Source organism: Methanosphaera sp., assembly GCF_022768985.1.
In the GTDB taxonomy this organism is placed as follows: Archaea; Methanobacteriota; Methanobacteria; order Methanobacteriales; family Methanobacteriaceae; genus Methanosphaera.
In genome coordinates, this window is the sequence record NZ_JALEKL010000011.1 from 180388 (window position 1) to 206155 (window position 25768).

Below are 25768 nucleotides of genomic sequence, written 5' to 3' on the forward strand. Positions count from 1 at the left end.
TTTTCTTTATAATTTTTAATTTTCTATAAATCTTATAATAAGTTATATTCTTTAAGTACATCTTTTAGTATTGCATCATTTTCCTGTGAAATTTCATTAATTGGCATTCTTAGTCCGCCAATATCCATTCCCATATAGTTTAATGCTCTTTTTGTTGGAGCAGGACTTGCTTCAATAAATAATACATCCATCATGTCATATAATTCATTTGAAAGTGTACGTGCTTTTGTATAATCTGCATCAAGTGCAGAGCGTACCATTGTTGACATCTTATTTGGAAGTACATTTGCAACAACACTTATAACTCCACGTGCACCTTGTGAAATCATTGGAAGTGTTAGTGAATCATTACCAGAAAGTACTGTGAAATCATCAATGTCACTTTTTGCTAGTCTGCTAAATACTTCTGCAAGCTTATTTAAGTCAGGATTTGCCTCTTTTATTGCTACAATATTGTCAAGTTCTGCAATTTTTAGTATTGTGTCAATTGATAAATCTACACCTGTTCTTGATGGTACATTATATGCAATTATTGGTATGTTTGTTGAATCATTAAGTAGTTTATAATGATTGTAAAGTCCACTTTGTTGTGGCTTATTATAGTATGGTGTTATAACTAAAGCTGCATCTGCACCTGCATCTTCTACATATTTTAGTAGATCTAGTGCTTCTGCTGTTGCATTACTTCCTGCACCTGCAATGGTTGTTACCCGTCCATCTGCTTGATCTACCATGATATCTATTACTTTTTGATGTTCATCATGTGTCATTGTTGCAGATTCACCTGTTGTACCTGCTGCAACTATTCCATCAACACCTTGATCTATGAGAAAATCTATGAAGTTTCTATATTTTTCTTCATCAATATTATTATCACCATCAAAAGGTGTGATCATTGCAACATGTGTTCCATCTAAATTCATACTAAAGTCTCCTTAATTAATTTATATGCTTTTTCACCATTTTCCCAGTCAACAAATACTACTACTGCTGTTTGGCTGGAAGATAATTCAACTATGTTAATATTGTTTTCATGAAGTGGTTTTGTAATACTTGCTATGATGCCAGGGGTGTCAATGAAGTCATGACTTACAAGTGAAATCATAGCAATTTTCTGTCCAAGTGATATTGAACTAAATGTATCTCCTTCAATTATTGCTTGATGTAATATTTCATGTGCTTTTATTGCATCTTCATATTTGAAAAATAGGGTTATTGAACTTTCACCAGTTGAAATGCCATATATGATGAAGTTATGTGCATTTACAAGCTGTGCTATTTCTGCTATTATTCCCTGTTTTTTCATGAGATTCTCACCTACAACGGCAAGAACTGCTAGTTGATCATCTAATTTTGTTATTGTTATTATGTCTTCATCAGGATTTGCCGGACCTATAATATCAGTCCCCTGTACTCTTAAATTTCCATATTCAAAGCTTATTATCTTAGCTTTTATTGATGGATCCTTGTATCTTAAAGCATTAGGATGAAGTACCTGTGCTCCATAGTTTGCAAGATCTATCATTTCTTCAACTGTTATCTTATCAAGCTTTCGTGCTGTGTTTAATTTACGTGGATCAGTAGACATTACACCTTTTACATCTGTTACAATAACTACTTCATCTGCACCTATACATTGTCCTATAAGGAATGCTGATACATCACTTCCTCCACGTCCTAGTGTTGTTACATTGTTTTCACTATCTCGTCCAAGGAATCCACAGATTACTGGAATTATTCCCTGATCTACTAGTTTTTTTATGTGTTGTTTTACTTTTTCTTCTGTAGCTTTCTTGTCAATCTTGGCTTCTGTAAAGTTACTATCTGTTATTACTGGCCATTTTTCACTGAATGGATCTATATATTCTGCTTTTACTCCTAATGACTCTATTGTTGCTGCCATTATTCGTACACTTTGCATTTCACCCATTGAAAGTATGCCTGCTAACTGTTTGTCCGTTACTAGATCTCCCATTGATTCATTTACAAGCTTTATTGATTCATCAGTTGTCTTGTTAATTGCAGAAACAACTACTATTACCTTGTTTCCCTGCATGTATTCATTCACTACTGATTTTGCTGCTTTTTGAATCCTTTCTCCAGTTCCTACTGAAGTTCCACCAAATTTTGCCACAACCGTCGCCATAGATTCACCCTTAAAAATTATATTTTCTATCTAAATAAACTTAATTCATAAAATTCATTAAATTTTTTTTTATATGAATATTATCATTTTTTTATATTAATTTTATTATTATAACATTAAACTGTTACTAGTTACATAATATATATGAATTATATATTTATTAAAATTTTATAATAAAAGATCATTAAAATATTAAAAATTATGAAAAAATAGACCTTATTTTAGAAATTTTACAGCATCGTTAAAAATAGTTGGGAAGTTAGAAAAGAAAAAAAATATTTTTTATATATAGAATTAGAATTTATTAAAAATTAGTAAATTATGAAAAAAAAGTAAAAAAAAAGAAAAATAACTTAATGAACTTATTGTTGCATTAAGTGGGTTGCATATCCAGCAATTTGATTTCTTAAGTGTTTTGTTGACACTGTTGAGTATTCAGCAACAACTTGTTTGTTGTTTTCAAAATCATTGTTGAATTTTTCACCGTGTGCTTCAAGTAATTCTTTTGCTGTTCTTTTTACAAATGTTGTTCTTATATTTCCCATAATCATTCCTCCAAAATTTTCTATAAGTATATAAATTTATTATTTTGTTATTTTTTTATTATAAAAAAAATTTAAAAAAAAGTAATTAACGTTAATTTAAATATTTCTTCTGCTCTTGTTTACTTAACTTTGCAAGCATGTCAAAGATTTCAAAGATTATTTCCTTGTCATATTCAACATCTGCCATTAAGTTTTCAAGTTTATCATGAATAATATCTTCTCTTGATTTATCAAATAAATCCATATCTAAAGCTTTCTTTGATGAGATAATATCAGGAGCAAGTGATGTTCTCTCAAGTATTAGATTAAAAATTTGCTCATCTATTTCATCAATCTTCTTTCGTGATTTATTTAATAATTTTTCAGCTTCTTGTTTATTCAAAATAATCCTCACCTTATTACTACAGATCCCTCATTATCAGGTTCTGTCTCTATCAACAATCCAGGATACTTAGAAAGTGCACTTTTAATTTCTTCAATATCAAGATCATCTACTAATATAGAATAAGCAGATCCAGTCCCAGATAATCCTGCAGCTTTTGCTCCTGCTTTTAATGCATCAAGTACAATGTTTGTATCAAAATTTAGTGCATTAGCATAAAGTAAGCCATTTAAGGTTAGAGCTTTTTCAATATTTTCATCTATTGCATGCGAAAATGCTATTTCCACAAGTGGTGCTAAAACTTTCATATTTTCAACATCACACTGTGCAGTATATGAAGATTTGTCTGGTATATATATTAAAACTTTCGAATATTTAATAGAATAATCTTTCAAAATTTTCCTTTCATAATTATCACATATCTTCCATCCACCATAAAATGATGCAGAAGCATCATCATATGCACCAGTAATAGATACACCAACATCTAGTGATGCTTCAATTGCAATATTTACAATGTCATCATCTGTAATATTAACATCATCCATAGTTAAGTTACATGCACCTAAAAGCTCAATTATTGTCCCATAAACTACTGAATTTGATGCTGCACTACTACTTGAAAGACCTGATCCTGGTGGAATATCTGATTTTGTTTTAACTTCTAATTTAATATTTTTAAGATTAAAACAATCATATTCACATAATTTTTCATATGTTAACTTGATACAACGCTCCATTAGTGATGTATCCATGTCTGGATCATCAAGGCTGATACATTCACATTCTATATCTTCTTTTGCATCAAAACTTACAATATTTACATCTGCTGTTACATATAATTTTATTCCAAAAGCAGAACCAAAACCTGTTGCAATTGCATTAATTACTGTTGCTGATGCAGGAGATCGTACTTTTACCATTGAAAATTACACCTTTTTATAAATTTTTTTAATATTTTTTTTATATTATTTTAAAATATATTAGAATTTATTAATATAAGTTAAATGAATTTTACATAAAAATATGCTAATTTTATAGGATGATATGTAGCATATAAAACTATTTTATAAATTATGAATATTATCTTTAAAATAAAATTTAAATTATATATAGATGGTTGTTATATTATTATATGATTATAAAAAAAAATGAAATCTAATAGATGATATTATAAAATATTTATATATTTATATAAAGTTAATATAGATACAAAAAAAAATTTTAAAGGTGAAAAAAATGGTTGTAAAACTTGAAGTATACACATCACAAACATGCCCATTTTGTCCAAGGGCTGTTGCTGCAGCAGAAAAAGTAGTTGAAAAATTTGGTGACCAAGTAGAATATGAACATCTTGATGTAGCAGAAAACATGGATAAAGTACAACAATATGAAATAATGTCTGTACCAACAGTTATTATTGATGGTGAAGTTGCATTTGTAGGTGCACCAACAGCAAGAAATCTTGCAGAAAAAGTAAAAGAAAAATTAGGACAATAGATACAATCTCCTAATTTTCCATAACCCCCTTCTCCTCCTCTTTTTTATTAGATGAACTATTTTTTTCTAAGATCACTTATTTCATATTATTTTAAATTAAAAAAATACAAATTTTAAATACCTTATTTTAAAGCTTTATTTATTTTTATTAAACAATATAATACAACAAATGCCTATTATTTTAGATAAATAATTAAAGAAATATCACTATAATTATTATATAATATGATTTAATGCTAATATAATCATGAAAATTATTAGAAATTTGAAAATATTACAAGTTAAGATTATATTTTTTTTATTGATGGGGGATAATTTTAAATGGAAGCACATGAAAATTCACCTGAAAAGTCAGGTATTACAACAGGAAGTGTTGCAACAGCAGCATCACTTGCAGCACTACTAAAACTAACAGATAAAGCACCAGAAGTTGTTGAGATAAGAACTCCAATAACAAAACTTAATGTTAAAATTGAAAAATCAAAAGTTATTGATGATAAAACTGCACAAGCAAGTGTAATTAAGCCTACATATAATGATCCTGATGTTACACGTGGAATTGAAATAATATCTGAAGTTACACTAACAGATAATAGTGGTTTTGTTGAAATTACAGCAGGAGAAGGTGTGGGTGTTGTTACAAAGCCTGGTCTTCAAATTCCTGTTGGTGAATATGCAATAAATCCAACACCAAGAAGTATGATAAAAGAAAATCTTAAAAGATATCTTCCAGAGGGCAGGGGTGTTATTGTTAAGATAATAATACCAGAAGGACGTGCTATTGCTCCTAAAACCATGAATAGTCGTCTTGGTATTATGGATGGAATATCTGTTCTTGGTACAACAGGTGTTGCAAGACCAATGTCATCAAAGGCATATAAGGATTCTCTTCGTGTACAAATTGATGTTGCAGTAGCAAATGGATATCGTGATCTTCTCTTTGTTCCTGGAAATATTGGTACAAATATTGCAAAGGAAAATCTTGAAGTTGAAGATGATGCAATAATTGAGATGAGTAACTTTGTTGGATTTATGCTTGATGAGGCTGATAAAGAATCAGGTTCTATTGATTCAATCACAATTTTTGGTCATGCAGGAAAGCTTATTAAAATTGCAGCAGGTATATTTAATACAAAGCAAAGTGTTGCAGATGCAAGACGTGAAATTATGGCATGTTATAGTGCTCTTTGTGGAGCAGATACAAAGACTGTTTGTGACATCTTTGCATGTATTACAACAGAGGATGTTATTAAAATTCTTGATAAAAACAATCTAACAGATAAGGTATTTACACTTATTGCTGATGAAATTGTTAAATTATGTGAACTTAAATATAATATTAAGTTTTATGTTACAATAGTTAAGATGAATGGTGATATTCTAACAAAAGATCATGCAAAGCAAATACCATTTAAATGGAAAACAACAGAAGAATAGAAAAATAATAATATTAAGATAATAAGTATTTTAGGTTGTGTATGTGGTTATGAATATTTGTATTATTGGACAGTATCCTCCAAAGCTTGGTGGTGTTGCAACTTATATGAAAAACTTGGAAGATGAACTTCAAGCTATGGGACATAATGTTTATGTTCTTACATATAAACAAGACTGTGACTTTAAAGATAATGTCTTTTGTGCAAATACAGTTAATATTCCAGTTCTTCGTGGTGTTAGCTTTATAATATCTGCATATTTTAAGTTACGTGAAATTATAAAAAAATATGATATTGATGTTATACATGCAAACTACCTCATACCCCCAGGTATTATTGCATCATTAATTCATAAAAAAGATATTAAAATTGTCATGACAGCACATGGATCTGACATAAATATACTACCCGAAAATAAGATTATACGACCAATACTTAAACATACCCTTAAATGTGTAGATGAGGTGTATTTTGTAAGTGAAAAGCTACAACAAAAAGCATTAGCAATGAATATTGAAGGACTAGCTGAAAAATCAAAAGTTACACCAAATACTGTTAATATAAATAAATTTAAGCCAATAGATGAAAATACCAAAACATTAAATGAAAAATATCAAATGCCAGTAGTTGTATTTATTGGAAATCTAGTTAAACAGAAAGGACTAAAATACCTACTTAAAGCAAAAAAACTATCAAAAACAACATACACACTTCTAATATATGGTGATGGAATACTAAAAGATGAACTAAAAAACTACATCAAGGAAAATAAAATACAAAACACCTACCTTATGGGAAAAACAGACACACCCGAGATAATCATACCACAAAGTGATATAATGGTACTTCCATCAGTATCTGAAGGTGCAAGCCTTGTAGCACTTGAGGCAATGTCATGTGCAAAGCCATTAATTGCAACAGATACAGGAAATATAACAACAACAATAAAAAATAACCATGATGGAATAATAGTTCCAACATGCAACCCTCAAAAACTAGCAGATGCAATAGATGAACTAATAGAAGATGAAGATAAAAGAATAAAAATAGGTGAAAATGCACGAAAAACAGTGATTGAAAACTACTCAAAGATGCAAATACCATATGCAAATAAAGAACAATGAAATGAATAATTAGAAAAAATATAGAAAATAAAATGACTTAATTGTGAGGCTTGAATAACTTGGTAAATATTGACCCAGAAATTGATGCAATAATAAAAAAGGCATATCCATACATTAAAGAATTTAACCCAGCACAACAGGCAGTGATAGATTCAGGATATCTTGAAAGTGAAGACAACTACATAATCTCAATTCCAACAGCAAGTGGTAAAACAGTTCTCGGAGTACTAGCAGCACTAAAAGTACTACAAAAAGGTGGAAAGATAATCTATGCAGTACCACTAAAATCACTACAAAATGAGAAATATAAGGAATTTAAGAGATTTGAGGAATTTGGATACAAGGTAGGTAAAAGTCCAAAAACATCAGACATTGCAGTGATGGTATTTGAATCATTTGATGTGCTAACACGTTCTGCAAATCAAATAAGTGAAGTTGACCTTGTAATAATTGATGAATTTCACATGATAGGTGACTATTCACGTGGACCTACACTTGAATGTGCAATAACAAGAGTTATGGATAAAAACACATCAATACGTCTAATTGCACTATCTGCAACACTAAGAAATATGGATGAACTTGCCTCATGGCTTAATGCAGAGGTAGTGACCCATGATTATCGTCCTGTACCACTACATAAGGAAGTTCTCTGTACTGAGGAATTTGATACAAAAGATAAAAATAATATTGTCTATAAGATTCTTAATGATTCACTAAATGAATCAGCACAGATGCTTACATTTGTTGCAACAAGACGATTTACAGAAGCACTAGCAAAGAATATGGCAAAAAAGATTGAAAAGAAACTACCAGATGAAAGACGAGAGGTTTATGCTGCAATTGCCGAAGACATTCTTGATGTATCAAGACGTGGTGGAAATCAGCCAACAGAGCTATGCTATACACTTGCTGAATGCATAAAATGTGGAGTTGCATTCCATCATGCAGGATTATTTGACAGACAAAAAGAGATAATAGAAGATGAATTTATAAATGGAAATCTTCTAATGATTACAGCAACACCAAGTTTAATGTATGGAGTTAACCTTCCATCAAAAAATGTTATAATACGAGACTATACCAGGTGGACAGAACAGGGATCATGTAACATACCAGTATTTGACTTTGAACAGATGGCAGGACGTGCAGGAAGACCAGGATTTGACACAGAGGGAAATGCATATCTTATAGCTAAAAGTTATGATGAAGCATTCTATCTTAATGACTTCTATATTGAAGGTGAAATTGAACTTACACATTCAAAACTCATAGATAACCATGATGCAGTACTAAGACAAATAATTACACAAGTATCAACAGGAAATGCACATAATGTAGATGAACTTATCGAGTTTTTCAGCAAAACACTCTATGGATACCAGATACAAAATTCATGTGGAGATATGGGATATGCAATTGAAAATTCTATTAAGATAGAAATTGAATCATCACTACAATATCTGATTGAACATCAAATTATACGACCAACACCATCTGGTCTTCAAACTACACCATTTGGTGTTCTTATATCAAGAAATAATTATTCTGTAAAAACTGCTGTAAGACTAAGAGGTGTTATTGAGAAGATGGATGAATTTAAAGAAGCAGAACTTATATATGAGGTTGCATCATCTGTTGAAATACCAAAAGTTAACACTAAATATAGGGCAAATAAGGATAATATTCGTGATGTTCTTGGACGAAATGGAATCTTCATATATAATGTTACACCAGATGATTCAACAGCTGCAAGTCTTCTTGAATGGATTAATGAGAAGAAGGAATATGAAATTGAAAACTATCTTAAAGTATATGCTGCATCAACATCACGTTCAAGTTATGAAGCATCAAGTCTTGTTAAGTTTGTAGGTAAAATCTGTGATGTTATAGGAATTTATGAATATCACAATGAAATTGAAACACTTGCAGCAAGACTTTACTATGGTATTAAGCCTGAATTAATTCCTGTTGTTATTGGAATTAAACATCTTGGACGTCAACGTGCACGTAAGATCTTTGACATCTTTGGATCAGATTTAAGTAATGTTAAAAAAGAACAATTAATGAAAATTGATGGTATTGGAGAGTCAATTGCTACAAATATTGTTAATTATTATCAAAAATAGAAATAATATAAAAGAGGGGAGTGTTATTATTATGGATAAAGTTTATACTAAAATGCCACTAGATGAATTAAATGAAATACTAAAACGTGAAGTTAAAGACATATCACTTAAGGAGTTATATGATCTTTCAATTCATTTTGATGAGGAGAGAAAATATCTTCCACGTGAATATAAACAGGAATATACAGAATCTGTAATTAAGGTAATTGTAAGTAGAATTGCAATGCTTAAAAATAGTCAGGCAACCTATCCTGGAAAGCTTTCAGAAAAGGATGCAGAGGCAATTAATGAAATTATGGCAGATAGTGATGATAGAATTGAATATATTCTAAATATTATTGTTGTATTTACAACATATCTTAAAAAACGTCCAATACACCTTCCTGGTACTGTGTTCCCAGGTCTTCAGACAATATATTCAGATGGAGAGGACTACTACTGTCCTGTTAAAAAGTATCATATAGACAATCCTAATGCACTGTGTAAGTATTGTATTGCAAAGGCTGTGTAGAAATTATAAATTAAAGATTATTTTTTTGGTGATTTAGTATGAATGAAGATGATCTTCTTAAAAGATATGAAAAAAGACAAGCTCTTAAAGATAAAATAGTTAAAGAAGAAGTACACAACATTGAAAAAGAACTTAAAAGTGATGATTATAAGACTAAGACATTGATTGAAAAAAGTTCACTTGGTGAGGAGTACCATAATATAATCGATGAAAAAGATCAAATTGACTATAAACATCAGGGAAAATTCAATAAAACATACCATAAAATTGATGAAATACTCTATAAATTTGATGTAAAAGTTGAACGTAAAAGTGATTTTATTGATGAAAAGATTCGTCAAAAAGAGCGTGAAATTGAAGATAGAATTGGTGAAATGTTCTAAAAAAAATTAGTTTAATATAAATTCAGGGGAGGATATGTTTTAATTTTCTAGAAAAAAAAGGATTTAAATAAGGAGGGATTTTATCCTCCACCTACTCCTCCATCTGTATTTAGATCTGTATCAAATCTTCGTGATAGTTGATCTTGAAGTTTTTCTTCATTTGATAGGTCATCTTTAGATTGTACTTTCTGTTTTTTATTTGATTTATCTGTTACTTCTATAAAGTCAACATTGTACCATAATCTTGTTAGTTCATCAACTTCTATTAGAACCCAGTCTGCTCCATCCTCATTTTTTATGTCAAGAACTTCTCCTATTGTTCCTGTGGATGGATATATGATGTATGTTCCAACGTCAATTTCACGTCCTTGTTTATCTTTTAAAACCATATTATCTTTACATCCTTAATTTTTTTTTATCTTAATTTTATATCTAATATATCCTCTATTTTATTATCTGTTTTTGATTGTCTTATTATTTTAGGATATTTATTTGTAAGATCAACTATTGTTGAAGGCTCACTACTTTGTGATATTCCCATATCTATATATGTTGATATTTCATCTTTGAAGTATTTACTTATTTCACATATACTTCTTGGTGTTGGCATATTTGATATATTTGCACTTGTTGTGGTTATTGGAAAATCCTGTGTTAGGTTGTATGTTATCTTATTTTTTGGTATTCTTATTCCTACTGTTTTCTTATTTGCTGTGATTGTATCTGATATTATATCCTTTTTTGGTAGTATGAATGTGTAGGCTCCTGGAAGGTATGTTTCTAGTATTTTATCTATTGTTTTATTTGTCTTTGTTATTTGTTTTATCTGATCTGTGTTGTGTACTATTATTGATAACGGCTTTGTATGATCTCTTTGTTTTATATTATAGACTTTTCTTACTGCTTGTGTATCATAGATATTTGCACCTATTCCATAGATTGTATCTGTTGGATATACTATGATTTTGCCATCTTTTAGTTGTGCTATTATTTCATCTATTTGATGTTTTGTTGGATTTTTTATTATATTCATTATTTATGCCGTCTTTTAATGGTTTTAATAATTATATATAAATCTAAGTATAAATATTATAATCATGCTAAATGATAAACTTAGACCCCAGGCTAATAAGATTACTGGAAAAATTGGAGCTAAGATTAATATTAATCCTGATGTTGTTACTATTATTGGACTTTTAATTAGTTTCTTTTCAGGTGTAATGTTTGCTTCAGGAGATCTTATCTTTGGAGTTATATTTATATTACTAAGTGGTATTTGTGATGTTATTGATGGTGCTATTGCACGTAGTCATAATCGTCAGAGTAAATTTGGTGGATTTCTAGATTCTGTATGTGACAGATTTGCTGATGCTGCAATTATTGTTGGATTAGTTATTGGTGGCTATATTGGACCGATTCTTGGTGTTTTAGCTGTTCATTCTGCAATGACTGTTAGTTATGTTAGATCTAGAGCTGAAAATGAGGGTATAAAATGTAGTGTTGGAATTGCAGAACGTGCAGAAAGACTTATTATCATAGTTGTTGGTGCTCTTATTGCTGCTGCATGTGGTAATTCTCATAATATTATGTTTATGACCATTGTTATTCTTACAATACTTAGCTATATCACTGTACTTCAAAGAGTATATCATACCTGGAATAATTTAAAATAGGAATATCTTTTTTGATTTAATTATAAGAGGAGGTGGAAGATTTTATTAAATCCTTTTTTTCTCTTATATTTTTTTATTAAATAATTTAGTTATAACTTATAACTTAAAAGTTGTTATATTAGTTTTCTATGAATCTAATAATTATATACATTTAAATAAAGATTATTAAATAAGACTAAAAACTTAAATTTGGGGAAGGTTAGAAAAAAATGGAACCTGAAAAACGTATAAATAAAGACTTAAAAATTTTTGAAGAAAACATAATACCAGTTGAAGAACTTGAACTTTCAGATGAAGAAGTACAAGTTAAAGAGATGGCAAAACGATACTATGAAGATACAAAGTACTACTTTAAAATTGAAGATTTTCTAACATCATTTGCATGTATTGCATATGCTCATGGACTTCTTGATTCATTAAGAATAATGCATGACCTTATTGAAGATTCATAAAATTAAAGGGGAGGAAATTAAGCCCTATGAAATCACATAATACCATTATTGTTGGTGGTGGAGCAAGTGGAATGCTTGCAGCAATAGAACTTGATGATAAAAAAAGTTTACTTGTTGAAAAAAACTCACAACTTGGACGTAAAATTCTAATAACTGGTGGTGGACGATGTAACATCACAAATAAAGCACCAATAAAGGAATTTATACGTAATTATAATGGGAATGGAAACTATTATCGTGGAGCATTTAATCAATTTTTTAATGATGACATCATAAAACTTCTTGAAGATAATGGATGCATGACAAAAATTGAAAAGAAAAAACAAGTATTTCCAACAACAGATAATGCAAAAGATGTAAATGATACACTTATAACTCTTGTTAAAAAGTCAAATACAAAATATGAGCTTAACTGTAATATTGTTGATATAACAAAAGAAGATAATTACTTTATTCTTAAAACAGCAACTAATAAAGTATTTAAAGCAGAAAATGTAGTGCTTGCCACAGGATCTGATGTATATAAAAATACAGGATCAACAGGTGATGGTGAAAAATTTGCAACAAAACTTGGACATACAAAGCCTGATGATATTGTAGGTCTTGCACCTGTTGCAATAAAAGAGGATTGGATCAGTCAACTTCAAGGTATTGCAGTTGATGTAAAAATTGAAATTAAAGCAGATAAGAAATCATTAATTAAAGATGAAAATGCATCAATAATGTTTACACATAACGGTCTAACTGGTCATATAATACTTGATAGTAGTATGCAAATTAATGAGATGCTAAAAAAAGATAAAAAAGTAACAATACATCTTGACTTTGTAGGAAATTTAAACTATGAACAACTTGACATAAAACTTCAAAATGATTTCAGCCAATATAAAAAACAAGGACTTAAACGTTATCTTCACACATATATGCCACGAAATATGGTTGAAGTATTTCTAAAACACCTAGATATAGAATCTGATACAATTCTTAACCAGGTGACAAAAAAGCAGAGAAACAAACTAAAAGATGCACTTAAAAATACCATCCTAACTGTAGATTATGTTGTTAAAAAACAGGCAATGGTAAAAGATAGTGGAATTAGCCATGATGAAATAGATCCAAATACTTTTGAATCAAAAATCATTGAAAATCTCTACATTACAGGTGAACTAGTTGAGGGAAGTGGAAAATGTGGAGGATTTAACTTACAAAAAGCTTTCTCAACAGGAGTAGTTGCTGCAAGATCAATCAAAAGAAAGGATGATATAAATTGATAAAGATAAGCTATAAAAGATCAGACTATCAACAAGATATGATAGATAATATAAAATTACTTGATAATGTAGTAGAGCTTGGATGTCATGTTGGAATATCAACACAGATCATCTCAAGACTATGCCAGGATGGATCTGTATATGCATATGATAACAGTCCTGAAAGTACAAAGGCAATGAGAAAACTTCAAATTGAAAATAAAAATATAATATTTAAAAATGCAGATGTACGAAACTCTGACATTATCAAAAAACAAGCACAACTTGATGATATTGATGTATTATGTGTTGATCTTGGAGGAGGATATCATCCAGATACAGTATTTAAGGTGTTCTTTTTATGGTCATCAATACTAAAGCCAAGAGTTACATTAATACGAAATCAGGGACTTATGGAGTTTGTTAATGCATCACAAACAAAAGATGAAACAGATACATCTGGTGGTTATCTTAAGATTGCATCATCTGCCATTGTACAAAAAAATACATCTAAAAATTAAATATAGCATCAAACAAAATATATAAACATATATGATAAATCTATGAGTTTTTTTATTTAAAGGAGAGTTTATCACCAAAACAAATATTATTATATTACAGATAGAATTTAAGGAGGAATTAAAACGATGATCGGAAAACAAATTAGACTTGAACGTATAATCAATCGTAAGACAGGTAAATGTGTTATAGCACCACTCGACCATGGTATATCAGGAGGTCCAATTCCTGGAATTATAAACATGCCAAAAACAATCAACTCAGTAGCAGAAGGAGGAGCAAATGCAGTACTTATGCATAAAGGTATGGTAAAAACTGGACACCGTGGATACGGTAGTGACATAGGATTAATTTTACACCTATCTGCAAGTACAGATGTAGGAGTAGATCCATACCACAAAGTACAAGTTACATCAGTTGAAAAAGCAATACAACTCGGAGCAGATGCTGTAAGTGTACATGTAAATGTAGGATCAGAAAAAGAACATGAAATGCTTGAAACAACAGGAAGAATAGCAGAAGAATGTGACAACTGGGGAATGCCACTACTTGCAATGATGTACCCTAGAGGTCCTAAAATTGAAAGTGAACACGACCCTGAAGTTGTAAAACTTTCAGCAAGAGTAGGAGCAGAACTTGGAGCAGACATTGTAAAAACAAACTACACGGGTGATCCTGACTCATTTAAAGAAGTAGTTGATGGATGTCCTGTACCTGTAATAATTGCTGGTGGACCAAAAATTGAAACACAAAAACAATTATTTGAAATGGTATACGATGCAATAAGTGTTGGTGGAGCAGGAGTAGCATTTGGAAGAAATGTATTCCAGGCAAAAGATCCAGTTAAAACTACAAGAGCATTAGTTGAAGTAGTACATAACAAAGCAACACCTGATGAAGCAATGGAAATACTCAAACAATAGAATAATATAATATAAAAAAAAGGGATGTAATTTAATATGAAATTTGCATGGATAAGACCAAATGGTACATGGAATGACCGTAAAGAATCAATTGTAGCAGCAATAGAAGCTGGATTTGATGAAATTATCGACTCAGACAATGCAGAAACCATAAAAAAACTTGGTAATGTTAAAATAATTTCAGACAAAGAAGATTCTGACATCTTAATAATGGGTCTTGATAAGAAAATTACAACAAAAGATGTTACAAATGCTAAACTTAAAAATAATAAAAAAGTTGCAGCATATGTGGAAATTAACAATAAAGAAGATGAAAAACTTGTATCAAAACTTGGAAGTATTGCAGATTATGTAATTCTTAAAGGTAAAAACTGGAAAGTTATTCCACTTGAAAACATCATAGCAAGTCTTCAAGACCGTGAAAGTAAAATTATGGTAGATGTAGCAACATATGAAGAAGCAAAACTTGCACTTGAAACAATGGAACATGGATCAGATGGTGTAGTATTATCATCAAACGATGCAAATGAAATAAGAAGACTTGGTGAATTAATAGAAAAAACATCAAAAGAAGTATATGATCTTAAAGAAGCAACAGTTACAAAAGTTGAATCTGTAGGTATTGGAGATCGTGTATGTGTTGATACATGCTCTATGATGGAAGTTGGTGAAGGAATTCTTGTAGGATCATTTGCATCAGGACTTTTCCTTATTCACAGTGAAACACTTGAAAATGAATACGTTGCATCAAGACCATTTAGAGTAAATGCTGGACCTGTACATGCATATGTTATGACACCAGGAAATAAAACACGTTACTTATCAGAGCTTCAAGCAGGAGATGAAGTACTTACAGTAAAAGCTAATGGTGAAGCATCAACAGCTATTGTTGGAAGATCAAAAATTGAAAAACGTCCACTTCTTCTCATTGAAGCAGAATGTGACGGTACAGCTATAAGAACTCTTGTTCAAAATGCTGAAACAATTCGTCTTGTAACAGATCAAAAACAGCCAGTATCAGTATCTGATCTTAAAGTTGGAGATAAAGTGCTTGCATATTTTAGTCATGGAGCACGTCACTTTGGTATGGCTATTGAAGAACAAATTATTGAACAATAAAATAGATAATATAGATTTATCTAACTTCTTTTTCTTTTTTTTACTTTTTTTAGATATTACTGAAAATTTTAAATTTATTAATTAAAAATAAAAGGGGACTATTTTATATGAGAGCTTTTCTTGCTATTGAATTAAATGATTATGTTATTGAAAATATTCTTAAAACTCAACAAGTTCTTGATGAAAACTCCACATCACGCCTAAAACATGTAGAACGTGAAAATATGCATCTTACAGTTAAATTTTTTGGAGATATTAATGAACGTAAATTAAAACAGATAAAAAGAATCATAAATGAAACAATTGAATCTTATAAGCCTTATACTATGAAGGTTACAGGTGTTGGTGCATTTGCAAATATCAAACATCCTAAGACTATATGGACTACAGTAAAAGATAAAGAGAAAAATACCATTAATCTTATCCGTAATTTAGATGATAAATTTGCAGATATTGGATTTAAAAAAGAGCGAAGCTATAAGCCTCATATTACAATTTCAAGAGTAAAACAATTAAATGATGCACAAAATCTAAGTAAGACTCTTTCTGATATGAAGGGTAATTATTATGGAAAAGTTGATGTTAATAAAATTGTTCTAAAATCAAGTACTCTTACACCTGATGGTCCTATCTATAAAAATGAGGAAGAATTCATATTATAAATTTAGGAGTGTGTTATTTTTGAAGATTGTTGTTGCAATAACAGGTGCAAGTGGTGTTATCTATGGAATTAGACTCATTGAGGAGCTTAAAAAGTGTGATATTGAAGTTCATCTTATAATGTCATCTACTGCAAAAAAAGTTATTGAACATGAAACAAGCTACAAGTCAAGTGATGTTGCATCTATGGCAGATTTCTGCTATGATGAGGATGACTTATTTGCAATAGTTAATAGTGGATCATTTAAGTTTGATGCATGTATTGTTATTCCATGTACAATGAAGACATTATCTGCAATTGCAAATGGTTATGGTGATAATACAATAACACGTGTATGTGATGTGGCTTTAAAGGAAAAACGTACACTTATAATTACACCACGTGAAACACCACTTAGATGTGTTCATCTTGAAAATATGCTTAAAATAGCTCGTGAAGGTGCTACAATTCTTCCTGCAATGCCTGGATTTTATCATAATCCTGAAACTGTTGATGATCAGATCAATTTTATCTTAGGAAAAATTCTTGATTTATTAAATATTGATAATAATCTATTTACTAAATGGAAACAATAAAGATATTTATATGAAAAAAAAATAATTCCTATTTTCAAAAAAATAGGATCCCTTAATTCATAAAATTAACCATAATACGGTGGTGTTAGATTATGTATTTTGAAATAACTGCAGATGATGAATTTATTAAAACAGAAAAAGTACCAGGACCTACAAAAGAAGAAATAAGAGCACTTGTAATAAGTAAAATGAGACTTAATGATGAGGATGTTGTTGTAGATATTGGATGTGGAACAGGTGGACTTTCTGTTGAATTTGCAAAACGTGCAAAAAGAGTATATAGTGTTGACCAGAATCCTGAGGCAATTAAGACAACACGTGCAAATCTAGAAAAATTTGGTATAGCAAATAAAGTTGAATTAATAGAAGAAGAAGGTCTTCAAGCACTTGATTCAATTAATGACTTTACAAAACTTATGATTGGTGGAAGTGGTGGAAATCTTGACAATATCATAGAAGAAGGTTACATTAGACTTCCTGTAGGTGGACAGATTGTTATTACATCAATTGTTCTTGAAACTGCAACAGATAGTGTTCATATGCTTAAAGATTTAGGAGCAGAACCTGAAGTTGTAAATCTCTGTGTATCTAAAGGAACACTTCTTGATCGTGGAGTAATGATGAAAGCATTAAATCCTATTACAATTGTAAGTGCAAAGAAAATATAAATATAACTTTTTAATCTCTCCTCCCCTTTTTAACTATTTTTAATAATATTTTACAGGTGATTAGTATATATAATGAAATTTTAGATGAAATAAAGCCATCAGATGAAAGACGTAGTGAAGTTTTAGAATTTAGTGATGAAATTAAAGATATTATCACAACATATGCAAAAGGTGTGGGTGTTGATATTAAATGTTATCTTGTTGGATCTGTTGCTAAGAAGACTTCTCTTAAAAATAAGGCAGATATTGATATTTTCATGGCATTTAACACATCATATAGTGATGATGAACTTAAAGATTATGGACTTGACTTTGGACGTCATTGTATTAATACACTAGGTGGTACATCAGAGATTCGTTATGCATCACATCCATATATTACAGGTTTTATTAATGGATTTGAAATTGACTTTGTTCCATGCTATGATATTGAGGATGCATCAAATATTAAATCTGCTGTTGATCGTACAATTCATCATACAAAATATATTAAATCACACATTACAGATACAGAGGCAGATGAGGTACTTCTTCTTAAGAAGTTTATGAGATCTGTTAATACATATGGTGCAAACTTTAAAGTTAGTGGATTTTCAGGATATCTTTGTGAACTATTAATTGCACATTATCATTCATTTGATGCTGTAATTGATGCTGCAGCAAATATGTGGAGTTATGGATTTGAAATTGATCTTGAAGATTATGGTACTTGTTGTAATTTCAAAGATCCTTTCATTGTTATTGATCCTGTTGATAAAAATCGTAATGTTGCAGCAGCACTTACTCTTCAGAAGTATAATGAATTTATTATGGCAGCACGTAACTACCAGAGCAATCCATGTCGTGAGTTTTTCACAGATCGTAATGTTAATACAACAGCAGGTGAAATATCTGAAATTTTTACAAATCGTGCAACTAAATGTTACATCTTAAGTGTTGATGTTCCAGATCTACCTGATGATGTTATCTATCCTCAAATTGATAAGACTACTAAATCATTTAAGCGTGTAAGTGAAATGTATGATTTTAATGTTATTAAAAGTGGATATTATATGAAAGATAACACAGTATTTATGATTTTTGAATATGAAGTAGATGAACTATCAAATATTAAGATTCATAATGGTCCTAAACTTTCAGATAAGATTAACTGTGAAAACTTTAAAAATAAATATCCTGATGCATATATTCGTGGTGATAAGCTTATTAATTTATCTGAGCGTAAATATACAACAGTTGTTGATATGATTAATTCAATAGTTAAAAAGGAAAATATTTCAATACTTAAGCTTGGAAAGAATATTAAAAAAGAGATTTTAAAAGATTATAAGTTATTTAATGTCTTTGAATTTATAGACTCTGCTGAAGATGAAGATTTAAGAAATTTATACTTGTATCTTAATGAAAATTATAATATTGAAAGATAGATTAATTTAGTTTTAATCTTTTCTTTCATATACAAATTTTGGCACTGCATCATCAAATGGATCGAATGTTTCAATATTTCTTATTAGTGTTGACTTCATTGATACTTTTGAATGTAGTGTTGATGGTAGTCTGAGTATACGTTTAAGGTCTATTGATACTTTTGTATCTGCAATTGCAAGATTAAGTCGTGCTACTGCCTCTTCCAGGTTTTTATATCGTCTTGGTCCTATGTTTCTTTTAAATAATCCCCAACTGTCTGGTAGTTGATTTCTATTTTTTATTGTGTCTTTTAGTAGTTTTTCATTTACATCTATTTTTGTTGTAGGCTTTAGGTGTTGTATTGTATAGTTCATCCACTTTTTAAAGTTTGCATAGTATCCAAATGGTATTGTAAATGATTGAAACTGGTCATATCCTAGTGTTTTTGCATCGGACATGTCAGGTACTTTTGCTCCCATTGTATATTGGATTATATCTCCACGCATTTCACTTGTCATATCCATTATATTTTCATCAACAACTCGTACATGGTATCCTCGCCCTGAATATACCATGTTTATATTTTTAATACCTAGATCTGTTAGTGTATCTTTTATCATGCATACTATTTCTTTTGCCTGATTTAAGCATTCAGGACATACTTCACCTTCACTACAATCACATACTCTTATTGGTACATCTTTTGCATCTACATCAAATACAAACTCTGATTTCTGCCATCCTCCTCTTCTTTCTGGATTGTCATAGTATGCAACTGATACATATGCTGCAAATGGTCTTCGTGCTTTCATAAACCTTTTAAGATGTAGTGCATCATTAAATGTCTTGTATCTATCGTTTGGTCCTTGTCCTATGTGGTCAAATCCAAATTCACGACTTAGTATTGAATCTAGTATAAAATCTGGAATATCATTTACATCCCATTCTTCTCTGTAGAATATTGTTCTTTCATCAACTGTTGCAGGTTTTAGTTCAATTTCCATAACTTCTATTCACCCTTTTTTTGTTTTTTATTTTTCAGGTTTAGTTTTCTTTTCCGGTTGTAGTATGTTAGTGGATTTCCTATATTTTTACAATCAGCACATGGTATACATAAACTTGGCATGTGTAGTTTTATTTTTTCACAACTCATTGGTGTATACCAGTGTGTTTCACCTTCATTGTCAATTTTTAGTTCATCATGCATTCCAAAGCCTAACTTTGAGTTGATGTTTATCTTTTCTTGTGGTTGATCTTTAAATAGTGGTGGTCTACATGCCCCTGCTGCTTCATATATCATTGGTATTACTTCATTTAACGTTATTTCAAGGTTTGGATCTACCTCTGATACTTTAATGCTTCGTTGTTGTGCAAATACTCCAGGATAAAGTCTTGCATACGATAGAAATGGTGTTAAAAACAGTACTATTGCATCGTTACGTCCACCACTTTTTATTCCCTGCATACATTTTGCAACACATGGTGCAAATGCATCTGTATCATATGGTGTGGGTTTGTTATCTGCAAATGATCCTCCCATCATTCCACCTGATGCTCCGAAGCGTAACTGTTGTGCTTTTTGTTCTAATGTGCGTATTTCATCAGCTGATGTTTTCATTATTGGGTTAGGTTCCACCATCTTCTTTGACATTTCATGAACTGTCTGCATATAGTTTTTAGTTTTAAGCATTACTATACTTATAAGCAGTTTTGACTTAATAAATACTCCTGCTGTTATATTATAGACATCTATTGGATAGCGTCCTTCTATTTTATCTCCAAATTCTTCAATAAAATCTTCATATTCAATTATTATACGTCCATCTGCAATAAGTAGCTTATTAAAATCTAATTCTCCCATGGCAAGTACATCTTTTATATCATACCAGTATAGCTTTGATGTGTCAACAACTTCTGCTAGTGCTTCTCTGTAGAATCTATCCCTTGTTTCTGTTGTTTCATTGTCAAGCTTTTCAAGTCGCATCCTCATTAGTTCTGCTTGCATCTGTATAACTTGTTTTGCCTCATTTGAATCTGCACCAAATTCTATTGCAACTATCTGACATAACAAATAAAATGCTACAACATCATATTCATAGATGTCAGGATTAAATAGATACATGTAGTTTTTATGGTCAAATTTCTTTGTATCTTTAAGAAGATACCATTCAAATTTCTTTAATGCTAACTGTTTTATTGTATGTGGTATTACTGTTGATGTAAGATTTTGAAGATTTGTTTTTTTAATTAATTCTTTAAGTTCTTCATTTTCTGCATCAAGATTATTTATATCTCCCAGTTTTCGTACAATTTCTGTTGCATCTGTATTAAATGGATTAATATATGAAGTTTCTATCATAGTAATTATAGTATTTATTTTTTATAGTATATCATTTTAATTTAGGAAAGTAATTTATGATTGTAATAAATTCTAGTAAATTAAATATGTTATTAAGTTAATAATAATATTAATAAAAATAACTTATAATATTAAATATTTTTTTTATAAAAAAACTTATAAACGATGCTAATATCAGCCTTAGATGTGATTTTCATATTATAAAATTAAAATAAGATTGTAATATATTATAATTAAGATGAAAAGCTGATAAAAACAATTGCATCAATGAAAAAAATAGGTAGGAGAATAAAAGATAATGAGTAAATTATTTATATCATGTGCACTTCCTTATGCAAATGGTGCATGTCATCTTGGACATCTCAGATCAACATATATTCCTGCAGATATCTATGCAAGATACAACCGTATGAATGGTGTTGACACAGTAATGGTATGTTCTACAGATGAACATGGAACACCTATTGCTGTTCGTGCAGAACAAGAAGGACGTGAGCCTAAAGAAATTACAGATATTTACCATGAACTTATTGGTAATGACCTTAAAAATGCTGACATATCACTTGACAGCTTTAGACGTACAACTGATAAAAAACACTATGAAATGGCTCAAAGCTTCTTTAATGACTTATATGATAAAGGATACGTCTATGAAAAAGTTATAGATCAATTATACTGTGATAAATGTAACCGTGGACTTCCTGACCGTTATGTTGAAGGTATCTGTCCTCACTGTCATAGTGAAGCTCGTGGAGATCAATGTGAAGTATGTGGTCGTCATCTTGACCCTACAGATCTTGAAGAACCACAATGTCTTATCTGTGGAAGTCGTCCACATATTAAGCCATCAACACAGTACTACTTTAATCTTGAAAAATTTGAAGAACCACTACGCCAGTGGATCTATGAAAACAGCCACCTTCAAAGCTATGTTCAAAACTTTGCAAAAGAATGGCTAAAAGATGGTCTTAAAGATTGGAGTATGACACGTGACATGAAATGGGGAATTCCAGTACCAGTCGGTGATGTGGATGATAAAGTATTATATGTATGGGCTGAAGCTTTCATTGGATATCAATCATCAGCAGCACAATGGGCAGAAGAACATGGACTTAACTGGAAGGATTACTGGGATGATAAAACAGTACACTTCATAGGAAAAGATATTATTTATCATCATACAATCTTCTGGCCAAGTATGCTTATGGCAAATGAAATGTCACTTCCATATTCTGTTATTGGTGGAGGATATCTTTCACTTGAAGGACGTAAAATGTCAACAAGTAAAGGATGGGTTGTATGGGTAGATGACTTCCTTAAGGAATTTGACAGTGATCTTCTAAGATACTACCTTATAATTAATGCACCACTAAATAAGGATACAGACTTTGCATGGGAAGACTTCCAAAGACGTATAAATAATGAATTAACAGACAACCTTGGAAACTTCATACACAGAACATTTACATTTACAACAAAGTTCTTTGATGGTAAAATACCAGAAAAAGGAAGCTTTGATGAAGATGATGCTGCATTTGAAGAAGAAATAAAATCACTTCCACAACGTGTTGGAGATGCAATTGATGCATTTGAATTCCGTGATGGTCTTCTTGAAATTATGAACACAACAAAAAATGCAAACAAATACTTCAATGATAAAAAACCATGGAAAATGGTAAAAGAAGATATGGAAAGTGCAAAAACATGTCTTTACCTTTCAAATCAACTTGTACACACACTTAGTGTTGTATTAACACCATATCTCCCTGAAACTGCATCTAAAATCCGTGAAGTTCTTGGTATGCCAGGTGACTACACTCCAGGATTTATGAACTTTGATGAAAGAACACCACAAGTAATGTGGGATGAAGCATCTAATTTCATGGAAAGTGGAAAAGCTATAGGTAAAGCAAAACCACTCTTTAATAAGATTGAAGATGAAAAAATTAAAAAACAACAAGATAAACTTAAAGCATTAGAAGAAAAAGAAGAAAAAGAAAATAAAAAAGAGGATGAAAAAATGAGCGATTTAATATCAATAGATGAATTTGCAAAAACAAAACTTGTAGTAGGACAAATTAAAGAAGCAGAAGCAATTGAAGGATCAAAAAATCTCCTTAAATTACAAGTAGATCTTGGTGATGAAATAAGACAAGTTGTAGCAGGTATTGCAAAAAGATATGCTCCTGATGAACTTATTGATCGTAAAGTAATTGTAGTTGCAAATCTTGAACCTGCAAAATTATTCGGTGTAGAATCAAATGGTATGCTTCTTGCAACAGATAGTATGGAATTATTAACAACTGAAGGTAAAGTAGGTGAATATATAAAATGAGCGAATTCTTAGTGACACAGAGTGAGAAATTTCTTAAAGAAATCCAACACAAACCTGTTATAGCTGAGAGTATTGAGGACTTTGATAGCTTTATTGAAATATACAGCTATCTTAAATTTAACCTCCTTAAACTCAGAAAAATACGTAACAAAATGGAAGTTAGAGGATTTACAGCACCATATAGTTCTCTGAAACGTTATGGTAAGGGAAATAGTGCAAATTCCGGAGATATTATTCCTGATGATGTATATGACCAGTCAAGACATGCACAATATTTTCATATTAAGGCAACAAATAAGAAAAACATTCTCGATCAAGTAAAATCTGCTATTGCATCACATAAAATAGCAGTAGGTCACTTAGAAGAATATGCTCAAATCACATGTAAAAAATGTGGACAAACATACAAAAGAAATACTATTGAAACAATCCTAAAATACGATGAAAACCAGCAATACGATGATGAATACACAGAAACTGAATATGAATGTGTGTGTGATTGTGGATCATCAGAATTTATGTTTGAATCAAATAATACTGGTCTTAGACGTCTTGAGTTAATTAAGTATCTTCCTCTTGGTGGAGAATATCTGCTTAAACGTTCTCAACTTACAAATTATAGCCTTGAAGCTTATCGTAAGATGATTAAAGTTATGCGTCAAGAAAAACGTGGACGTGTAAAGAGTGTTACTGTAATTGCTAAAATTAAGGATGAGAAAACTGGTAAGTGGACTAGTAAAAAGGTTAATATTGACTATGCTGATGAATCAAACTATGAACTTGAGCTTCGTAAAAGATATGGTAATAATGTTCGTATTGAAATGTTACAATTCCATCATAAAAAGCCATCTTTAATTAATGATAAGTATGTGCAAAATGCTCTTGCTATTGCATATCTACAGTATTCTGAAAATATTGTAAATAAGGAAATTGATAATATTATTCCTAGAAGTATTTCTAATATGGATCGAATTAATACATATAATCAATTAACAGAGGAAGCAAGAAAGGATGCAAGTCATCTTGCACGTGAGGCTGAAGAGAGAATTGAACTTGAAGAAGAACTTAAATATATCAAGCTTAAAAAGGTTAATCTTATAAATAAAGATCATACACTTGATCGTGGACTTCAAGAGGATTTACATAAGCTTGCTGAAATTAAGAAGCATTTCTACATTGAAACTCCTAATATCTTAATGTTATGGGATATTTTCCGTTATTATCTTAGTACATCTGAAAATAGGCGTAATTCCTATGCTGGACCTTTCCCTAATCTTAGACCTTCACTTGATTCTAATCAACTTAAGGTATTTGACAATGTTTTTAGTAAGGATGTTGTTAAATTACTTCAGGAAAATGGTGAAAATATTGATGTTATCAATAATATGAAAGAAGCAATTCAGTATAAAAATGATATTGAAGTTAAACAGAAAAACTTACATCTTAAGTCTCAACAGGCAATATATGGTGCTATAGCTCTTAATAAGAAGAGTGATATTTCACTTTCTCATGCTGCTGAATTGTTATATGTTGATAAAGATCAAGTTGCAGATGAAAAGGCTGCTCTTGAAAAGATTGAAAAGCCATCTACAAATAAGGCTAAGAAGTTCTTAGAAATGATAAATAGATAAAAAATAAGAGAGATATAAATGATTTTTAGTTGTATTGGGG

27 protein-coding genes are annotated in these 25768 nt (G+C 30.4%); 18 read left to right on the plus strand and 9 right to left on the minus strand.

Annotation, left to right across the window (positions count from 1 at the left end):
- Positions 1–32: 32 nt before the first annotated feature.
- The 5 genes from dapA to MRZ80_RS06170 form a co-directional block, all read right to left on the minus strand.
- The gene (gene dapA / locus MRZ80_RS06150; protein WP_292537340.1) at positions 33–923 is read right to left on the minus strand and encodes a 4-hydroxy-tetrahydrodipicolinate synthase; all 891 of its coding nucleotides are present in this window, start codon (positions 921–923) and stop codon (positions 33–35) included.
- Positions 920–2146: an aspartate kinase gene (locus MRZ80_RS06155; RefSeq protein WP_292537342.1), complete on the minus strand. Its 1227-nt coding sequence runs from the start codon at positions 2144–2146 to the stop codon at positions 920–922. The genes dapA and MRZ80_RS06155 overlap by 4 nt, the downstream gene beginning before the upstream one ends.
- 362 nt (positions 2147–2508) lie before the next feature.
- Positions 2509–2691, minus strand: coding sequence for a 30S ribosomal protein S17e (locus tag MRZ80_RS06160; RefSeq protein WP_292537345.1), 183 nt, complete (start codon positions 2689–2691; stop codon positions 2509–2511).
- A gap of 91 nt (positions 2692–2782) precedes the next feature.
- Entirely contained in the window at positions 2783–3073 is a 291-nt protein-coding gene (locus MRZ80_RS06165; RefSeq protein ID WP_292537348.1) for a chorismate mutase, read from the minus strand.
- An 8-nt stretch (positions 3074–3081) separates the two neighbouring features.
- Positions 3082–3996, minus strand: coding sequence for a shikimate kinase (locus MRZ80_RS06170; RefSeq protein ID WP_292537350.1), 915 nt, complete (start codon positions 3994–3996; stop codon positions 3082–3084).
- Positions 3997–4303: 307 nt separating this feature from the next.
- On the opposite strand from MRZ80_RS06170, the gene MRZ80_RS06175 reads away from it, so the two are divergent.
- From MRZ80_RS06175 to MRZ80_RS06200, 6 genes are all read left to right on the plus strand, one after another.
- The gene (locus MRZ80_RS06175; RefSeq protein ID WP_292537352.1) at positions 4304–4573 is read left to right on the plus strand and encodes a thioredoxin family protein; all 270 of its coding nucleotides are present in this window, start codon (positions 4304–4306) and stop codon (positions 4571–4573) included.
- Between the two features lie 321 nt (positions 4574–4894).
- Complete coding sequence (gene cbiD / locus MRZ80_RS06180) at positions 4895–6010, plus strand: cobalt-precorrin-5B (C(1))-methyltransferase CbiD (protein WP_292537354.1); 1116 nt, start codon at positions 4895–4897, stop codon at positions 6008–6010.
- 49 nt (positions 6011–6059) lie between these two features.
- On the plus strand, positions 6060–7133 hold the full coding sequence (locus MRZ80_RS06185) for a glycosyltransferase family 4 protein (protein WP_292537356.1): 1074 nt from the start codon (positions 6060–6062) through the stop codon (positions 7131–7133).
- A gap of 50 nt (positions 7134–7183) precedes the next feature.
- The gene (locus tag MRZ80_RS06190) at positions 7184–9262 is read left to right on the plus strand and encodes a DEAD/DEAH box helicase (protein ID WP_292537359.1); all 2079 of its coding nucleotides are present in this window, start codon (positions 7184–7186) and stop codon (positions 9260–9262) included.
- A 31-nt stretch (positions 9263–9293) separates the two neighbouring features.
- Entirely contained in the window at positions 9294–9773 is a 480-nt protein-coding gene (locus tag MRZ80_RS06195; RefSeq protein WP_292537362.1) for a DUF2115 family protein, read from the plus strand.
- A gap of 38 nt (positions 9774–9811) precedes the next feature.
- Positions 9812–10156 carry a hypothetical protein gene (locus MRZ80_RS06200; RefSeq protein WP_292537365.1) on the plus strand — a complete coding sequence of 115 codons (345 nt, stop codon included), beginning with the start codon at positions 9812–9814 and terminating at the stop codon, positions 10154–10156.
- An 80-nt stretch (positions 10157–10236) separates the two neighbouring features.
- Here the strand turns inward: MRZ80_RS06200 and MRZ80_RS06205 are convergent, their stop codons facing one another.
- A complete protein-coding gene (locus tag MRZ80_RS06205) occupies positions 10237–10545 on the minus strand; it encodes a DUF2098 domain-containing protein (protein WP_292537367.1) in 309 nt (102 codons plus the stop codon).
- A gap of 26 nt (positions 10546–10571) precedes the next feature.
- Positions 10572–11189: an L-threonylcarbamoyladenylate synthase gene (locus MRZ80_RS06210; protein WP_292537369.1), complete on the minus strand. Its 618-nt coding sequence runs from the start codon at positions 11187–11189 to the stop codon at positions 10572–10574.
- Positions 11190–11253: 64 nt separating this feature from the next.
- Here MRZ80_RS06210 and pgsA point away from each other — a divergent pair, with 64 nt between their 5' ends.
- The 10 genes from pgsA (at position 11254) to cca (ending at position 19423) form a co-directional block, all read left to right on the plus strand.
- Entirely contained in the window at positions 11254–11829 is a 576-nt protein-coding gene (pgsA, locus tag MRZ80_RS06215) for an archaetidylinositol phosphate synthase (protein WP_292537373.1), read from the plus strand.
- A gap of 209 nt (positions 11830–12038) precedes the next feature.
- Positions 12039–12281, plus strand: coding sequence for a DUF357 domain-containing protein (locus MRZ80_RS06220; protein WP_292537376.1), 243 nt, complete (start codon positions 12039–12041; stop codon positions 12279–12281).
- A gap of 26 nt (positions 12282–12307) precedes the next feature.
- Entirely contained in the window at positions 12308–13552 is a 1245-nt protein-coding gene (locus tag MRZ80_RS06225) for an aminoacetone oxidase family FAD-binding enzyme (RefSeq protein ID WP_292537379.1), read from the plus strand.
- Positions 13549–14052 (plus strand): class I SAM-dependent methyltransferase, encoded by a 504-nt coding sequence (locus MRZ80_RS06230; protein ID WP_292537381.1) that lies wholly within the window; start codon positions 13549–13551, stop codon positions 14050–14052. Before MRZ80_RS06225 ends, MRZ80_RS06230 begins: the two co-directional genes overlap by 4 nt.
- A 126-nt stretch (positions 14053–14178) precedes the next feature.
- On the plus strand, positions 14179–14973 hold the full coding sequence (locus MRZ80_RS06235) for a 2-amino-3,7-dideoxy-D-threo-hept-6-ulosonate synthase (protein WP_292537383.1): 795 nt from the start codon (positions 14179–14181) through the stop codon (positions 14971–14973).
- A gap of 36 nt (positions 14974–15009) precedes the next feature.
- Complete coding sequence (locus tag MRZ80_RS06240) at positions 15010–16092, plus strand: 3-dehydroquinate synthase II (protein ID WP_292537386.1); 1083 nt, start codon at positions 15010–15012, stop codon at positions 16090–16092.
- Between the two features lie 107 nt (positions 16093–16199).
- Positions 16200–16754 carry an RNA 2',3'-cyclic phosphodiesterase gene (thpR, locus tag MRZ80_RS06245; protein ID WP_292537388.1) on the plus strand — a complete coding sequence of 185 codons (555 nt, stop codon included), beginning with the start codon at positions 16200–16202 and terminating at the stop codon, positions 16752–16754.
- Complete coding sequence (locus tag MRZ80_RS06250; RefSeq protein ID WP_292537389.1) at positions 16732–17328, plus strand: UbiX family flavin prenyltransferase; 597 nt, start codon at positions 16732–16734, stop codon at positions 17326–17328. Before thpR ends, MRZ80_RS06250 begins: the two co-directional genes overlap by 23 nt.
- 92 nt (positions 17329–17420) lie before the next feature.
- The gene (cbiT, locus tag MRZ80_RS06255) at positions 17421–17996 is read left to right on the plus strand and encodes a precorrin-6Y C5,15-methyltransferase (decarboxylating) subunit CbiT (protein ID WP_292537391.1); all 576 of its coding nucleotides are present in this window, start codon (positions 17421–17423) and stop codon (positions 17994–17996) included.
- A gap of 56 nt (positions 17997–18052) precedes the next feature.
- On the plus strand, positions 18053–19423 hold the full coding sequence (gene cca / locus MRZ80_RS06260; protein WP_292537396.1) for a CCA tRNA nucleotidyltransferase: 1371 nt from the start codon (positions 18053–18055) through the stop codon (positions 19421–19423).
- A 12-nt stretch (positions 19424–19435) separates the two neighbouring features.
- On the opposite strand, the gene priS is transcribed toward cca, so the two are convergent.
- Both priS and MRZ80_RS06270 read right to left on the minus strand, forming a co-directional pair.
- On the minus strand, positions 19436–20407 hold the full coding sequence (gene priS, locus MRZ80_RS06265) for a DNA primase catalytic subunit PriS (protein ID WP_292537399.1): 972 nt from the start codon (positions 20405–20407) through the stop codon (positions 19436–19438).
- A 5-nt stretch (positions 20408–20412) separates the two neighbouring features.
- Entirely contained in the window at positions 20413–21762 is a 1350-nt protein-coding gene (locus tag MRZ80_RS06270; protein WP_292537402.1) for a DNA primase, read from the minus strand.
- A gap of 298 nt (positions 21763–22060) precedes the next feature.
- On the opposite strand from MRZ80_RS06270, the gene metG reads away from it, so the two are divergent.
- Both metG and MRZ80_RS06280 read left to right on the plus strand, forming a co-directional pair.
- A complete protein-coding gene (metG, locus tag MRZ80_RS06275) occupies positions 22061–24097 on the plus strand; it encodes a methionine--tRNA ligase (protein WP_292537404.1) in 2037 nt (678 codons plus the stop codon).
- Entirely contained in the window at positions 24094–25728 is a 1635-nt protein-coding gene (locus MRZ80_RS06280; protein WP_292537407.1) for a DUF530 domain-containing protein, read from the plus strand. The genes metG and MRZ80_RS06280 overlap by 4 nt, the downstream gene beginning before the upstream one ends.
- The last annotated feature ends 40 nt before the right edge of the window (positions 25729–25768 follow it).

Bases quoted from the DNA above. Each gene is read 5' to 3' on its own strand.
- dapA (WP_292537340.1), bottom strand. From the start codon at position 923: ATGAATTTAGATGGAACACATGTTGCAATGATCACACCTTTTGATGGT.
- cbiD (WP_292537354.1), top strand. From the start codon at position 4,895: ATGGAAGCACATGAAAATTCACCTGAAAAGTCAGGTATTACAACAGGA.
- MRZ80_RS06240 (WP_292537386.1), top strand. From the start codon at position 15,010: ATGAAATTTGCATGGATAAGACCAAATGGTACATGGAATGACCGTAAA.
- cbiT (WP_292537391.1), top strand. From the start codon at position 17,421: ATGTATTTTGAAATAACTGCAGATGATGAATTTATTAAAACAGAAAAA.
- MRZ80_RS06210 (WP_292537369.1), bottom strand. From the start codon at position 11,189: ATGAATATAATAAAAAATCCAACAAAACATCAAATAGATGAAATAATA.
- priS (WP_292537399.1), bottom strand. From the start codon at position 20,407: ATGGAAATTGAACTAAAACCTGCAACAGTTGATGAAAGAACAATATTC.
- MRZ80_RS06155 (WP_292537342.1), bottom strand. From the start codon at position 2,146: ATGGCGACGGTTGTGGCAAAATTTGGTGGAACTTCAGTAGGAACTGGA.
- MRZ80_RS06195 (WP_292537362.1), top strand. From the start codon at position 9,294: ATGGATAAAGTTTATACTAAAATGCCACTAGATGAATTAAATGAAATA.
- MRZ80_RS06220 (WP_292537376.1), top strand. From the start codon at position 12,039: ATGGAACCTGAAAAACGTATAAATAAAGACTTAAAAATTTTTGAAGAA.
- MRZ80_RS06250 (WP_292537389.1), top strand. From the start codon at position 16,732: ATGAGGAAGAATTCATATTATAAATTTAGGAGTGTGTTATTTTTGAAG.
- MRZ80_RS06160 (WP_292537345.1), bottom strand. From the start codon at position 2,691: ATGGGAAATATAAGAACAACATTTGTAAAAAGAACAGCAAAAGAATTA.
- pgsA (WP_292537373.1), top strand. From the start codon at position 11,254: ATGCTAAATGATAAACTTAGACCCCAGGCTAATAAGATTACTGGAAAA.
- metG (WP_292537404.1), top strand. From the start codon at position 22,061: ATGAGTAAATTATTTATATCATGTGCACTTCCTTATGCAAATGGTGCA.
- MRZ80_RS06235 (WP_292537383.1), top strand. From the start codon at position 14,179: ATGATCGGAAAACAAATTAGACTTGAACGTATAATCAATCGTAAGACA.
- MRZ80_RS06225 (WP_292537379.1), top strand. From the start codon at position 12,308: ATGAAATCACATAATACCATTATTGTTGGTGGTGGAGCAAGTGGAATG.
- thpR (WP_292537388.1), top strand. From the start codon at position 16,200: ATGAGAGCTTTTCTTGCTATTGAATTAAATGATTATGTTATTGAAAAT.
- MRZ80_RS06200 (WP_292537365.1), top strand. From the start codon at position 9,812: ATGAATGAAGATGATCTTCTTAAAAGATATGAAAAAAGACAAGCTCTT.
- MRZ80_RS06185 (WP_292537356.1), top strand. From the start codon at position 6,060: ATGAATATTTGTATTATTGGACAGTATCCTCCAAAGCTTGGTGGTGTT.
- MRZ80_RS06270 (WP_292537402.1), bottom strand. From the start codon at position 21,762: ATGATAGAAACTTCATATATTAATCCATTTAATACAGATGCAACAGAA.
- MRZ80_RS06205 (WP_292537367.1), bottom strand. From the start codon at position 10,545: ATGGTTTTAAAAGATAAACAAGGACGTGAAATTGACGTTGGAACATAC.
- MRZ80_RS06170 (WP_292537350.1), bottom strand. From the start codon at position 3,996: ATGGTAAAAGTACGATCTCCTGCATCAGCAACAGTAATTAATGCAATT.
- MRZ80_RS06280 (WP_292537407.1), top strand. From the start codon at position 24,094: ATGAGCGAATTCTTAGTGACACAGAGTGAGAAATTTCTTAAAGAAATC.